11 protein-coding genes are annotated in these 14,163 nt (G+C 37.7%); 3 read left to right on the forward strand and 8 right to left on the reverse strand.

Annotated elements, in window-relative coordinates; genetic code table 11:
* Positions 1 to 30: 30 nt before the first annotated feature.
* From H4J69_RS08530 to H4J69_RS08550, 5 genes are all read right to left on the reverse strand, one after another.
* Complete coding sequence (locus H4J69_RS08530) at positions 31 to 837, reverse strand: M48 family metallopeptidase (protein WP_310733599.1); 807 nt, start codon at positions 835 to 837, stop codon at positions 31 to 33.
* An 88-nt stretch (positions 838 to 925) separates the two neighbouring features.
* Positions 926 to 2,407 (reverse strand): HAMP domain-containing sensor histidine kinase, encoded by a 1,482-nt coding sequence (locus H4J69_RS08535; RefSeq protein WP_182216297.1) that lies wholly within the window; start codon positions 2,405 to 2,407, stop codon positions 926 to 928.
* Complete coding sequence (locus H4J69_RS08540) at positions 2,404 to 3,129, reverse strand: response regulator transcription factor (RefSeq protein WP_182216299.1); 726 nt, start codon at positions 3,127 to 3,129, stop codon at positions 2,404 to 2,406. Before H4J69_RS08540 ends, H4J69_RS08535 begins: the two co-directional genes overlap by 4 nt.
* Before the next feature lie 374 nt (positions 3,130 to 3,503).
* On the reverse strand, positions 3,504 to 4,346 hold the full coding sequence (locus H4J69_RS08545; RefSeq protein ID WP_182244256.1) for a spondin domain-containing protein: 843 nt from the start codon (positions 4,344 to 4,346) through the stop codon (positions 3,504 to 3,506).
* Positions 4,347 to 4,363: 17 nt separating this feature from the next.
* A complete protein-coding gene (locus tag H4J69_RS08550) occupies positions 4,364 to 5,194 on the reverse strand; it encodes a spondin domain-containing protein (RefSeq protein WP_182251934.1) in 831 nt (276 codons plus the stop codon).
* A gap of 221 nt (positions 5,195 to 5,415) precedes the next feature.
* Between H4J69_RS08550 and H4J69_RS08555 the strand changes: the two genes are divergently transcribed.
* A complete protein-coding gene (locus H4J69_RS08555) occupies positions 5,416 to 5,778 on the forward strand; it encodes a hypothetical protein (protein WP_182222361.1) in 363 nt (120 codons plus the stop codon).
* A 60-nt stretch (positions 5,779 to 5,838) separates the two neighbouring features.
* On the opposite strand, the gene ligA is transcribed toward H4J69_RS08555, so the two are convergent.
* From ligA to smc, 3 genes are all read right to left on the reverse strand, one after another.
* Positions 5,839 to 7,881, reverse strand: a complete 2,043-nt coding sequence (gene ligA, locus H4J69_RS08560; protein ID WP_182244257.1) for an NAD-dependent DNA ligase LigA — start codon at positions 7,879 to 7,881, stop codon at positions 5,839 to 5,841.
* A 74-nt stretch (positions 7,882 to 7,955) separates the two neighbouring features.
* Complete coding sequence (gene zipA, locus H4J69_RS08565) at positions 7,956 to 9,020, reverse strand: cell division protein ZipA (protein ID WP_182216306.1); 1,065 nt, start codon at positions 9,018 to 9,020, stop codon at positions 7,956 to 7,958.
* Positions 9,021 to 9,077: 57 nt separating this feature from the next.
* On the reverse strand, positions 9,078 to 12,578 hold the full coding sequence (gene smc / locus H4J69_RS08570) for a chromosome segregation protein SMC (protein ID WP_182244258.1): 3,501 nt from the start codon (positions 12,576 to 12,578) through the stop codon (positions 9,078 to 9,080).
* A 156-nt stretch (positions 12,579 to 12,734) separates the two neighbouring features.
* On the opposite strand from smc, the gene cysZ reads away from it, so the two are divergent.
* Positions 12,735 to 13,490 carry a sulfate transporter CysZ gene (gene cysZ, locus H4J69_RS08575; RefSeq protein WP_182230529.1) on the forward strand — a complete coding sequence of 252 codons (756 nt, stop codon included), beginning with the start codon at positions 12,735 to 12,737 and terminating at the stop codon, positions 13,488 to 13,490.
* A gap of 213 nt (positions 13,491 to 13,703) precedes the next feature.
* Positions 13,704 to 14,090: a hypothetical protein gene (locus tag H4J69_RS08580; RefSeq protein ID WP_182244259.1), complete on the forward strand. Its 387-nt coding sequence runs from the start codon at positions 13,704 to 13,706 to the stop codon at positions 14,088 to 14,090.
* The last annotated feature ends 73 nt before the right edge of the window (positions 14,091 to 14,163 follow it).

Below are 14,163 nucleotides of genomic sequence, written 5' to 3' on the forward strand. Positions count from 1 at the left end.
TATTTGAGCGTAAAGACTCTATATAAGTCTTTAAATATTCTTTGGCTTTTTACAACTGGGTGCGTTACTGGCCTTATAATAAGCTTGGGATTTCGGCAAATGTTCTGTTAACTGAGTAATACGGGTTTCATTTGATGGATGTGTTGACATAAATTCTGGTGGTGAACCATTTGAAAGTTTAGCCATGTTCTGCCACAAACTAATAGCTGCCGATGGTTCAAATCCTGATTTTGCCATTAAGTCTTGCCCAACTATATCAGCTTCACTTTCATGGGTACGTCCATAGGGCATTAATATACCGTATTGTAACCCTAAGCCTAAACCAGACATCCACAAGTTGCGGTTTTCAACATTTCCAACTGATAGGGCCGTATCGACAACAGCCATACCTGTTTGAGAAATTTTACTAGATGACATCCTCTCATTAGAGTGACTTTCAATAACATGCCCTACTTCATGACCAATAATTGCCCCAAGTTGATTTTGATTTTCGGCAACTTTTAAAATACCCGTATAAACGCCAATTTTCCCGCCGGGTAAAGCGAATGCATTGACTTGTTCAGAGTCAAAAACAACAACTTCCCACTCTCCTTTATGAGCAGATTTAGGCACGTTTTTAGTGATGGCTTTCGCGACACATTGTACGTAATTATTTACTGCAATATCGGTACTGATTTTTTCTTTTTCTTTCATTTGTTCAAACGAACTGGCACCCATTTTATTGAGATCTGAACTTGAGAAAAGCGTTATTTGATTACGTCCAGTCGAAGATTTTGCACAGCTTGCTAAAACGATAAGCGCAGCAAGTGTTAATAAGAGGGTAGCTTTGTTATTCACGATATTTCCTTAGGTGAAATTTTTTAAATGAAATCCTAATAGGTATTCTAAGGAATGTTGCCAAACAATTCGACTGTTAAAATTCAATTTATAACGAAACTTTACTTAAATTAATAGAAAATGTTGTCCCTTCGCCTAACGTACTCGTTACTTTTATATCAGATTTTAATAATTCCAATAGTTTTTTAGTGATAGCAAGCCCAAGTCCAGTATGCTTCTGCTTGTCTTGCACTGCATTACTTGCACGATAACGCGTATCAAAAATATAGGGCAGCTCATCTTCTTTAATACCTGTGCCCGTATCCGTAATATTTAATTGACAGTGGTTTTTATCCACCTCAGAAATAGATAAGGTGATTTTTCCTAACTCAGCAGTATGACGAATAGCATTTTCTAGTAAATTACTTAATACCCGCTCTAATTTTCCAATATCACTATGAACTTGGGTGTAAGAACACTCAGGTACGATATTAATTTCTATATGCTTTGCTGAGGTTTGCAAACTAAATTTAGCAACAACATCATATAAAAGTTCAGCTAAATTAAACGCTTCAAGATTCAAAGAAACTTGACCACTTTCAAGATGGGCTAACTCAAATATTTGATCAATAAGCCCTTTCAATTGTTGAGCGTTTTTCAATGCTATTTCGATATATTTTTGTCGTTGTTCTTTAGTGACCTGATCATTTTTTAATTCAAGGGTTTCAATATAACCTTGCAGAGACGACAGTGGTGTTCGTAAATCATGAGATATATCAGCCAACAGCTCTCGTCGATGCTCATCATTTTTTTGTAACATGCCAAACTGTTGATTAATTTGTTTAACCATTTGCTCAAACGCTTCGCCCAGTTGGTGTACTTCATTACGACTGTTAGGCATCCATTTAGCGAGATTCACTTTACTTTTGTCAAAACCAACAGCTCTTAGTGCTTTAATATCTCTACTCAAGCGTCTTAATGGGCGAGTAAAATAAGCAAATATTCCTAACATTACTACAAAAAAGAATAGCATAGCACCAAACATTGCCAGAATAGAAAGTTCGGCTTGCCTGCTTGGCTGCAATCGCTTAAAAGCAGATTCATAACGTTCTCCTGTAACAATGACATATAAGTAACCTTGCAAACTACTGCCATTAAAAACAGGCGCGGCAGAAAATATTTTTTTACGAGAAATGTGTTGCGGATCATCGCCATAAATAGGTAACGCAGCTTGATTTTGTGTTAATTGAATAAGTGGGAGTAAATCAATTTTTGTACGTTTAATTAATGTTGGAGTAATCGAATGGGTTATAATTTTACCTGCGGGGTCAACAAAATAAAATTCAAAGGCGGGGCCTAAAACCATTAAGGTATGAAATAAATTTTTCAACGCTTGGTGATCATAAACACCTTGTTGTAATAATGGGTTGTCTCTGGCTAGATTAGCCGCTAAAGATAAGTGTAAATTTTGCTCTGATTCATATCTTGTTTTTTGCTCAAGCTGTTGCGCCCAAATATAAAAAACACTAATAATTGCAATAAATACCACCAATAAAGAAAGAGACAAACGGTGATATAAAGACAGTTTCATGCGGCAACACCTTTTTTATTAAATTTATAACCCACCCCCCAAACTGTTTGCACAATTTCAGGTTTAGTGGCATTTCTTTCAACTTTGTTACGTAAGCGATTGATATGAGAATTTACAGTATGCTCATAACCGCTATGGTGGTATCCCCAGACATTACTAAGTAGCTGTTCTCGAGAAAACACTTGCTCAGGATGAGAAGCCAAAAATAAGAGTAAGTCAAATTCAGTGGAGGTTAGCTCTAGTTCTTTTCCAGCCAATAGCGTTCGATGAGTGGTATTATTAATTTGCAATTCACCTATTGTTAAATGCTGTTCTGGTTGCTGTTGTTGTGAGTGTTGTTGCTCTCTCTGAGCCGCTAAGTGTAACCGTCGCAGCTGACTTCTTACCCTAGCTTGTAATTCACGCACACTAAAAGGCTTACTCATATAATCGTCTGCGCCCAATTCAAGCCCTAATACACGATCAATTTCACTATCACGAGAGGTTATCATTAAGATCACTTGTTCTGGTTTTTGTTCACGTAGTTGTCGGCACACATCTAAACCTGAAATTCCTGGTAGCATCACATCCAGTAAAACGAGAGCATAGTTATTATCAACAAGTTTCTGCAACGCTAGCTCTCCGGTTAAGCAGTGTTCAACCGTTAATGACAGTTCTTGTAAATTTAAAATCATTAAATCTGCAATATCTTGATCATCTTCAACCACTAAAATAGTGTCCATGCTTTGCTCCGTTTTATTCTATTTATTATTAAGAATTACAGCACAAAGAAAAAAAGTTCATCAACTATTGATTGAATATACTTTATTGGACAATTTTAATGCTCATCAATATTATTAGGTAGCCAAGCAGGAGTTATAAACCTCATCGATTCAAGTTAAGCTATTATTAAGCTAACTCTCCATCGATACACCTAAGCCAATACCAACAACATCAATATGTTCTGCATTATTTTTCTTTATGCCTGAGCATAAGAACTTGCTCGGGCATAAATACTTTCGAAACATTTATTATTTTATTTTTTATCAACTCTTTGACTTTATTATCTATCACTAGCAATGTAGAAATAGCGACGCCTGTAAGGACGCCAGCCAATTTATCGAGTTCGAGTTACTATGATACGTGACGTTGGATTATCCCAGCGATCCGCTTCTGTTAATACCGACGTGCTTAAACCTTCCTTACTCTCGTCATTAGCATTGGCATTAGTGACAACACCGCGATGGAAATGAACTAAGTCAAAAAGATCATCACGTGCTGCATCAAAACCAGCACTTGCTCCACCGCCACCTGCAGCACCTGCTGCTGGACCAGGCATAGTCGTTGCCGTTTCAGTATTAGCTTCAGTGCCAGAGTCCCATGTAGGAGCCATAAAGCTCATTGATTGTCCGACGGTCATATTACTTATGTCTGCCGCATTAAGACCGGTAAACGCATCATTAGTGTCAACTAACATTGTTGTGAAACTAAGTCTTAAATCATCTACGTCAAGTAATGGAACAACGAGTGTCGACATTGTACCAACAGAGCGAGGTCCCGTTGCACCATCTGTAGTGGTAGCATCTAAATACTGCGTTGCAGCTAAAGCTTCAGCAAGAAGTTCAGTAGGGTCACCACCTTCAGCGAGCTGCTCTAAACCAAGGCTGGCGGCTTCACCATCGATAAAGGCATGGTAGCCAGGTTCATGTAGAATAATCGCCGCAGGTGAAAATGGCTGACTGTAGGTTAAATTAGTTAACTGAACAGTGAAAATAGCTAGATTACCATTAGTACCATCAGCACCGTTAGTACCATCAGTTCCATCAGCTCCATCAACACCCGCAGTACCGGCAGCACCGGCTTGACCAGCTGTACCATTACTTCCATCATCTCCGCCACAACCCGTTGCTAATACAGTAATAAGAGGCAATAACACTAAACTTATTTTATTAATATTCATGTTCTATTCTCCCTAAATTAAGATGCTGGGATAGTAATGGTTACTCGGGCAACAGGGTTCAACCAACGATGCTCTGTCGATTGCAAATCACTTGCTCCATCGGTAAGACTGGTATCACCTAGAATATTTCTATGAATATGTACGGGACCATCGGTACCATCAACAACTTCATTAGCACCAATTGCACTACCATCTTCAGCAAAACCAACTTTTACTGCAACACCTGTTCCGCCAACACCTAATGGCACTGGAGAAGCACCTGCACCTGCAACACCTGGAACACCGTAACCACCAAGTGCAGCACCACCTTGTTCAACAATATCAGTACGCATACTGTTTAATTCATCATTTAATTCTGTACCTGCATCATATGCGTGCAACATATAAGTATAAGTACCTGGCGTAGTTGGAATTTTAATACTGTCTAAGCCAACAAATGCATCATTCGTTGGGATCAACATAGATAAAATTGAAAGATAAGGCTTATCCATCGTATCAAAGGCATAGCTTAAAGATGTTGATGGCGCGACTAAACCATCAAAACGGTGCCATGTATTCGTTGTATTATCGGTATCTGTAGGGCCTAAAAGTGCTTCAAAGTTTTGACCTGCTGATGCAGCATTTTGCGCATCATCAATGACACCCGCTTCTGCAAGCCATGCTAATGCTGATGTAGCTTCAACACCGGGTTCAAAAGCATCAACAGAATTATCATGGGCTATAACTAAGCGTTGCGTAAAATGTTGTGCATGGGTGAGGTTAGTAATTTGAATATCAATGGTTTGTGCCATTAATGCTGAACTTGAACAAGCTAATGCGATAGCTGATGCGACTTTAAAAAATTTCATAACTTTCCTTTGATGACTAAATGATTTCACATTCAGTATGCGCAGCAAATATTACGAAGGTTTCACGAAGTTATCACGAATTCATCACAAGAGTTAATTATAAAAGTAATGAAATTTATTTAGATAAAGAGGTTCTATGTATTGATAATATTTATTAAATCTTGCAAGTCCCGCAGCAAGCGTGACAAAATTATTAATCATTATCATCTTTTAGAATTTATATGAAATATCGGTTAACACCAGCACTATTCAATAATATCGCCATTACTTGTTCTTCATATCGCTGGAAACTATTAGCGTGGAGCTGTTTCTCGTTTGCACTATTTTTTATGTTAAGTAAGCAAATTGAACAAAGCACCCCTATTGTCTTGGTGTGGTTCGCTATATTTATTTTATTTGCGGCTTTACAGACCTTAGTGGTAGCAAGTTTTATTTTCTTCTTTGTGACTTTACAATCAAATAAACAAGAGAATAAACCGTGGCGAAAGTTTTATTCAACAATCGAATGGTGTGAGGCCATTATTTTTACCGTTATATTACCTTTACCTATGCTTTTGTTTGTTTACGCACTGATCGTTATTTAACCGGTTATTTATTGTTTAACCGGCTATTTATTATTTAATACCTAGGGATCAGTAATAACCTTATTTATGTTTTGCAAGTAAGGTTACCAGCTCATCTTCGGTCAATATATCTACCCCTAGGTCTTGCGCTTTTGTTAGCTTTGACCCAGCCTTTTCACCAGCGACCAAAAAGTCAGTTTTTACTGAGATACTGCCTGAGACTTTAGCGCCCAGTGCTTGTAATTCTGCTTTAGCTTCGTTGCGCCCCATTTGTGTCAAGGTGCCTGTTAAGACAAATATTTTATCTTTTAAGGGCTGTTGTTCTGCAGATTTTACTTCAATATCTGACCACGACATTATGCTTTCAAGCTCACTGACCACTTCAATGTTATGATCTTGCTGAAAAAATTGTATAATATTTTTAGCAACAACCGCCCCAACATCAGGCACTTTTTGCAAAGTCTCTTCATTCGCTACTTTGATTGCAGAGAAGTTAAGAAAATAATTGGCTAAATTGGTTGCCGTGGTTTCACCTACTTCGCGAATACCGAGTGCATAAATAAATTTAGGCAATGTAGTACTTCTTGCTTTTACTAGACCTGAAATTAAATTATCTGCCGATTTTTTACCCATACGAGCCATGGTACTCACGTCTAGTTCTGTTAACTTAAATAAGTCAGCAGGGGTTTTAATCAAGTTTTCGTCGACTAATTGCTCAACTAATTTATCGCCTAAACCATCTATATCGAGGGCTTTTCGTGACGAAAAATGTTTAATCGCTTCTTTACGTTGTGCGCCACAATATAAGCCCCCCGTACAACGTAGCACGGCTTCGCCTTCAGCCTTAACAACAGCAGAATCACATACTGGACAAGTTGTCGGAAAAACGATGTCACGAGAATTTTCAGGACGCTTTTGCAATTGAACACTGACAATTTGTGGAATGACATCACCCGCTCTTCTTATCGTAACAAAATCATTAATTTTGATACCTAAACGCTCAATCTCATCCTGATTATGTAAGGTCGCATTGCTGACGGTTACACCACCAACAAAAATAGGATTTAAACGCGCAACCGGAGTAATAGCCCCTGTTCGGCCAACTTGAAAATCAACATCAAGTAATTGTGTTGTCTCTTCCTGTGCCGGAAATTTATAAGCGGTTGCCCAGCGCGGCGCTCGAGCAACAAAGCCTAATTTTTTTTGCAGGGCTATATCATCAACTTTAAAAACCGTGCCATCTATTTCATAGCTTAAATTGTCACGTTCTTGCATGATATATTGATAAAAACTGGCGACTTCTGACGAATCACTCAGCAACTTAACTTCTGGGCACATAGGTAAACCCAATGTTTTTAACTGACAAAGACGTTGATAGTGTGAATTTTCTAACCACTCTTCACCTAATGTTTGACTTGATGCTTGTTCAACATAACCAATACCATAGACATAAAAAGCTAAGTTGCGTTTAGCGGCTATTTTTGAGTCTAATTGGCGTAAACTACCTGCAGCTGCATTTCTTGGGTTTGCGAAAATCTTTTCCCCTTTTTTTAGCGCACTAGCATTTAACGCATTAAAGCTGGCTTTGGGCATAAAAACTTCGCCGCGAACCTCTAATATGTCAGGGTAGTTATCACCGGTTAATTTTAAAGGTATCGATTTGATCGTGCGAACATTTACCGTGATATTTTCACCAACAGCGCCATCCCCGCGCGTAGCTGCTTGTACTAAAACACCATTTTCGTAGCGTAAACTCACCGCTAAACCATCAAGTTTTGGCTCAGCACAGTATTTAATAGTTTCTTTAGAAAGCAAACGGTCTTTTACACGCTTAGCAAAAGCTTGCCATTCATCCCCAGAAAACACGTTATCAAGCGATAACATCGGTACTTGGTGTGTCACTTGACTGAAAGATTTTAACGCTTGCCCACCGACTTTTTGACTCGGTGAATCAAGTAATTTTAATTCTGGCTCTGCTGTTTCAATTGAAATAAGTTCTCGCATTAAGCGATCATATTCTGCATCAGGAACACTGGGTTCATCTAGGTCGTAATATTGATGATTTAATTGATTGATAAGTTGATGAAGCTCTTGTACTCGAGTCGCATTAGCAGGTGATGACATAAGAATGAATTACTTTTGAAAGAGTTTAAATTACAGGTTAATCAATAAATTAACCTGTCAGAGTTTGCTTAGTTTTAAGATGAGGCGATTAAATTTCTTCGCGTAAATTCGCGAATTTTACCCACATAATGTTGTTCTGTTTGTTTGGTCATAACATTACGTTTGTCATCTAATAATTGACCATTAAATTCTAAAGCGAGTTGCTTTGCTGCGTTGAGCATTTGCTCAAAGACAACGGAAGCATCACCCGCATTAGGTAACATCATAAAAAGGCTAATACCTTGTGTAGTAAAGCTTTCCATATTGTCGAGGTCAAATGTTCCTGGTTTCATGATGTTTGCTAAACTAAAGGTAACTTTACCATTTCCAGCATTATCTTGATGGCGGTGAAAGATGTTCATCTCTCCGTATTTCATACCCAAGGTTAATAATGTCGGTAAAAGTGCGGCACCTGACATTTGCTGTTTTTCAGGCATAACCACTGAAATAACCAGTACTTCGGGTTCAACTTCCACTTTTTTATGCTGAGGGATTATCGATTCTTTTTTGGCCGCGCTTTTACTTTCCTTGCTTTCACTGCCAAAATTTATCTCTATTTGGTCTCGCTTAACAGGCGCTTTTTCAGTAAAACGCGCCGACGTTTTCAATGGTTGTTTAGCTGATGTTATCGGTGTTTGATAGACAGGTGTTTCAATTCTCTCAATAACAGCCGCTTCTTTGGCGGTAACCGAGCCAAATAATGATGCATCATGATCACGTAAATCAGCACTGTTGTTATCTTTTTTAGCAGAAGTTTCATCAAAAGAAGACATGTCCCCCAAACTTGGTTCATCATCTTCGGCACTAAATTCGCGATATGATGTAGCTTGTTCTTCATATTCAGCTGTCGATGGCATAGGCATCTCTTCATCATATGATTGAGCACCAAGTGAGTTTTCAACAACTCTTGGTTTACTAACACCATCTTGATCAAAGCCTGAGCCATCAAAACCTCGGTTATTAGGCTCAACTTTTTCAGCTTTTGCTTTAAGCTTATAAGGGTTTTTATTTTTTCTTATGGTCCAAAAACCATGAACAAATATTGCCGTGATAACCACAGCACTGATAACAATCAATGCAGTTCTGAAATTATATTCCATCGGATAGCCTTTTATTATTCTATTTTCAGCTTTGTTTAGCTTTGCTTAATTTTGTACTTATTCTAATTCAGCCATAGCGATTGCTTCATCAATATCTACAGCTACCATTTTTGATACGCCCGGTTCAAACATAGTAACACCGGTTAACTGACTCGCCATTTCCATCGCTATTTTATTATGGCTGATATAAATAAACTGTACAGTTTGCGACATCTCTCGCACCAAGTTACAAAAACGACTAACGTTAGCATCATCAAGAGGCGCATCGACTTCATCAAGCATACAAAATGGTGCAGGATTTAACCTAAAAATTGCGAACACTAATGATAATGCGGTCAGCGCTTTTTCGCCACCAGATAATAAGTGAATAGTGCTATTTTTTTTACCTGGCGGTCTAGCCATAATAGTAACACCCGTTTCAAGCATATCATCATCTGTTAAGGCTAAATAGGCACTACCACCACCAAACACCTTAGGAAATAATGCTTTAAGATCACTATTAATTTTTTCAAAGGTATTTTTAAATTTGTGACGGCTTTCTTTATCTATCTTAGCAATGGCTAATTCTAACGTATTAATCGCTTGGGTTAAATCTTCATCTTGTTGATCAAGATAGGTCTTTCGCTCAAATTGTATTTGATATTCATTAATAGCTGCAAGATTTATTGCCCCTAAACGATTAATATCTTTACCTAAGTTAACAATATGAGCCTGCCATAAAGGCTCTTTTGCCTGATCTGGCATAGCGGTTTGCACCGCCAATAAATTCTGTTGCATTTCATTAAGTTGCTCGAGTGCCGCATCAGCACGTAAACGATAACTTTCTGCGGTTAAATGAACAGCATTAATTTGCTCTTTCTTACTATTAATATTTCTAGTTAGTTGCTGAACTTTTGATTCTGCATCACTAATCAGTGTTTTAGAGTCTGTTGTATCATGCTGTATCTTTGCTATTTTTCCATCAAGTTCCGCAACGTCTATTAACCATGCTTGTAACTTTTGTTCATCAACTTGCAACGGCGATGCACACTCTTCAACGATTTCTTGATGCATGCGTTGTTGTTTGGTGAGTTGTTGAATACTTTCTTGCGCACGAACTAATGATAATTGGCCTTGAGTTTGCTCATGATTCAATTTTTCAATCATTAACGCTTGCTGATGTTTTTGTTGATGGAACCTTTGGCTACTTTCTTGACTGTCTTGAATTTTTCTTTGTAAACTCTCTTGTGCACTGCTGATATGCATAAGCTGTTCGGCATCATGCTTTGGTAATTTTGTAAGCGCATCTTCTTGTACTGATAATAATTTTTTGTTTTGGCTCAGTAAACTTTCTAGCGTTGTTAGCTCTTGTTGATAAAGGGTACTTTGTTTATCGCGTTGCTCTGCCGCTTGTTTAGCCAAAGCAATATTTTGCTGTAAAGCCTGAACTTGATAAGTAGATTGTTCGATTGCCGTTTTAAGTGCCTTAGCGTCACTAACAAATTGTTCTTTGCTTTTTATCAGCTGACTTTCTTTATCTTGGCATTCTTGAATACTGAGTGTTAATTCAGTCACTTTTTCTGAGGTCTGGCTGATATTATCCGTTAACTGTAGCAAGGCATCAAAATTTTCAGCGCTTCCTTTTCGCAGAAAATACCGACTTAACCAAGTACCATCTTTACAAATAACTGACTGATGATCAGCAAGCGTTAACATTATCTGTTGTGCTTGTTGGTAATCTTGGGCAATAAAAATATTATTTAGCAAGGCCGTTATTGCCGGTAAGCCTTTAACTTGTTCGGCCAATGTGCCGCTTGTTACTTTCACTGAACGAGTCGCGCTAGTCTTGTTTATTTGTTGATCAAGCACTAAAAATAGTGGTTCAATGGTGACTTCTGTGGGGAAATATTCAACCAACTCGCCTTGTAACCAATGATGTAGCACTAATTCGACACTTGCCTGCCAGGCTGTTTCTACGGTTAATAATTGAAAAACAGCGCCAAGAACTTTTTGCCCGCGCACACTTAACCATTCTTTTTGCTTAATGCGCCAACCTGCTTGTTGATTTTCTTGTGTCAGTAACTGCTGTAAATAAAGCTTTAATGCTGCTATTTCACCACTGTACTGTGCTTGCTGCTTCGAGGCTAGGCTGATTTGGGTAACGAGTACGAGTTGGTTTGATTCATTATCTTTATATTGTTTTAGTAAAGATTGCTGGTGTTTTTCTTGCTTAAGTAGCTTATTTCCAAGCTCAGCAGTACTCTCGACATTTTCGCTGAAGCTCTCTTTGGTTAAATTCGCTAATAAATGTGTTAATGATTGTTGGCGCTGCTGCTGCTGACTTATCTGCTCGCTTAACTGAGAGATTCGCTGATTAACACTCAACTGTTGATCATTTGTATCTTGGTGTTGGCGTTGTAAAGCTTGCCATTGCTGATGCTCATTTCGCTGCTGTTTAATATAGCCTTCTAACTGAATTTGACTCTCAAGCAGTTGCTGCTCTATGAGTTCAAGTTCAGGTACGTGTTCGGTAATTTTTAAAGTGCTTTTTTGGAGCTGTTCTTGCTCGGCTAGCACCAATTGTTGCGCATTAATCAGCTGTTGCTGGGTAACACTGTTATCGTGTTGGGCTTTCTGTTTTTGTTGCTTTAAATGTTTGATGTTTTGTTCTGCACGAGCAATATCATTACTTAATAGTAATTTTTGTTGATGTAGCCCACCGCTAGACTCTCCGCCTATGGTCACTTTTTGTTTAGCATCAAACAACTGGATATCGATTTTTTTCTGTTCAACAATCAAAGCTTCTATTTCTGTTTGATATTGACTTACTTGTTGTTTTTGCTCGTTAGCTTGCTGATCAAATTTTTGCCATTTTAAAACAGTCAACTCAGCTCTATATTTACGCTCTCTAGTTTTTAACGTTTTAAAACGCTTAGCGGCTTCTGCCTGTTGATGCAATTTGTCGATTTGTAAACCAAGCTCTACACGTATATCGTTTAAACGTTCAAGGTTTTCTCGCGTATGTCTGATTCTATTTTCAGTGTCTCTGCGGCGTTCTTTATATTTAGAAATACCCGCGGCTTCTTCAATAAAAACACGTAACTCTTGCGGCTTAGATTCAATAAGTTTTGAGATAGTACCTTGCTCAATAATCGCATAACTGCGAGGACCAAGACCGGTACCCAGGAAAATATCGGTGATATCTCGACGGCGGCATTTACTACCGTTTAAATAATATGTATTTTGGCTATCTCGATTTATAACGCGTCGAATAGAAACTTGATTACGATCGGCCATATTGCCTTGTATGCGACCATCAATATTATCGAATAACAATTCAACAGATGCTTGTCCGACCGGCTTGCGTGTTGCTGCGCCATTAAAAATCACATCAGTCATGGCATCACCACGCAAATTTTTCGCTGAACTTTCACCAAGTACCCAACGAACAGCGTCAATGATATTCGATTTTCCACAACCGTTTGGCCCAACAATAGCTGTCATTCTTTGTTCAAATGGCACTTTAGTCGGGTCAACAAATGATTTAAAACCAGCAAGTTTTATATGCTTTAAACGCATAAAACACAGAAACCTTTTATTGTTATACTTTGATAATACTCAGCAATAAAATTTTACCAGAGTTATCTATATTTTGTAACATGAAACATCTGTTCAATTTATCAATTTATTTTATAATCACAGTTAAAGAAAGCATGTAAGGATAAAAATCAGCCAATGAATACAATTATTAATCAACCGTTAGCTAACAGTGGTGCCGGATATTTTATTAAGGGCTTTGAATTAATCAGAGAAAAAGGTATTCGCCGTTTTGTGTTTATACCCCTACTGGTTAATTTAGTATTATTTAGTGTCGCCTTTTATGGTCTATTTTTAGAACTTGATACCTATATGACTATGCTCGATAACTGGCTTCCTGATTGGCTATCTTGGTTAAGTGCTTTCTTATGGCCAGTCGCTTTATTATTTTTGTTAGTGATGTTTTCTTTTATATTTAGCTCAGTCGCCAACTGGATTGCCGCACCTTTTAATGGTTTGCTATCAGAAAAGATGGAATTATTGCTCTGTGGTAAAACAATACCACCCGCTTCGACCCTCGATGTTATAAAAGATGTACCACGAACGTTATCAAGAGAATGGTGTAAATTACGTTACTATTTACCGCGCGCTATTGGTTTTTTTATTCTTTATTGGATACTGCCGGTTATAGGACAAATATTTTGGTTTTTATTTTTAGCTTGGATGATGGCCGTTCAATATAAAGACTATCCTTTTGATAATCATAAAATTGACTTTAATGAAATGCGTTACGCACTCAAACAAAAGCAAGGATTAAGTTATAGCTTTGGTATCACAACGGCAGTATTTTCAATGATCCCTATTATTAATCTAGTGGTCATGCCTGTCGCTATATGTGGTGCAACCGCGCTATGGGTTGATCATTACAGAAATGACTTTGTTGATACCGAATGAACTTTCGAGATGATTTTGTTGACCGTTCATGTTAATTAATTATTAATCAGTTAGTTAGCGTTATTTATACGATTAGGTACTTATTACCGCTATTATTATTTGTTATTTAAACAATGCCTTATATAGCGGTAATGATTAGATTATTAACAATATTCTTGATAATTACCTAGCAACACACTAGATTTAGCTAAGCCCGTTAAAGGATCAAATATTATGTTTAACCTAAGTACCGTAAATTTATCAAGTCGATTAGCTTGTTCCTTGAAAACACTATTAGTCGCTTTTATGTTGATAAACGTCAACCTTGCTATCGCAGAAGAAACAGCAATGGTGACCATACCGGCCATGAGTGATGCGCGAGTTTTTGCTGAATTTACCGATGAGACACCTGCGGTTATAAACTATTTTACAAAAAGTACCGAAGAGGAAGTTATCCAGTTTTATCAAAAAGAATATGGGCAAGCGTTAAACCTAGAAAGGAAACGTGGCCGTTTAACGCTAAACTTTAACCAAAAACAACATAGCATCCGAGTTGTTATTTCACAGCAAAACAAGCTACGACAAGTTGATGTGATCGTTGAAGAAAACAGCAATAAATAATATATACATCACAAAATCACATAAAAAAACGCCACGTTAATAAATGTTAACGTGGCGTTTTTATTTTATCATT

Origin of the sequence: Colwellia sp. BRX10-9 (assembly GCF_014077405.1) — a bacterium.
GTDB lineage: Bacteria > Pseudomonadota > Gammaproteobacteria > Enterobacterales > Alteromonadaceae > Colwellia_A.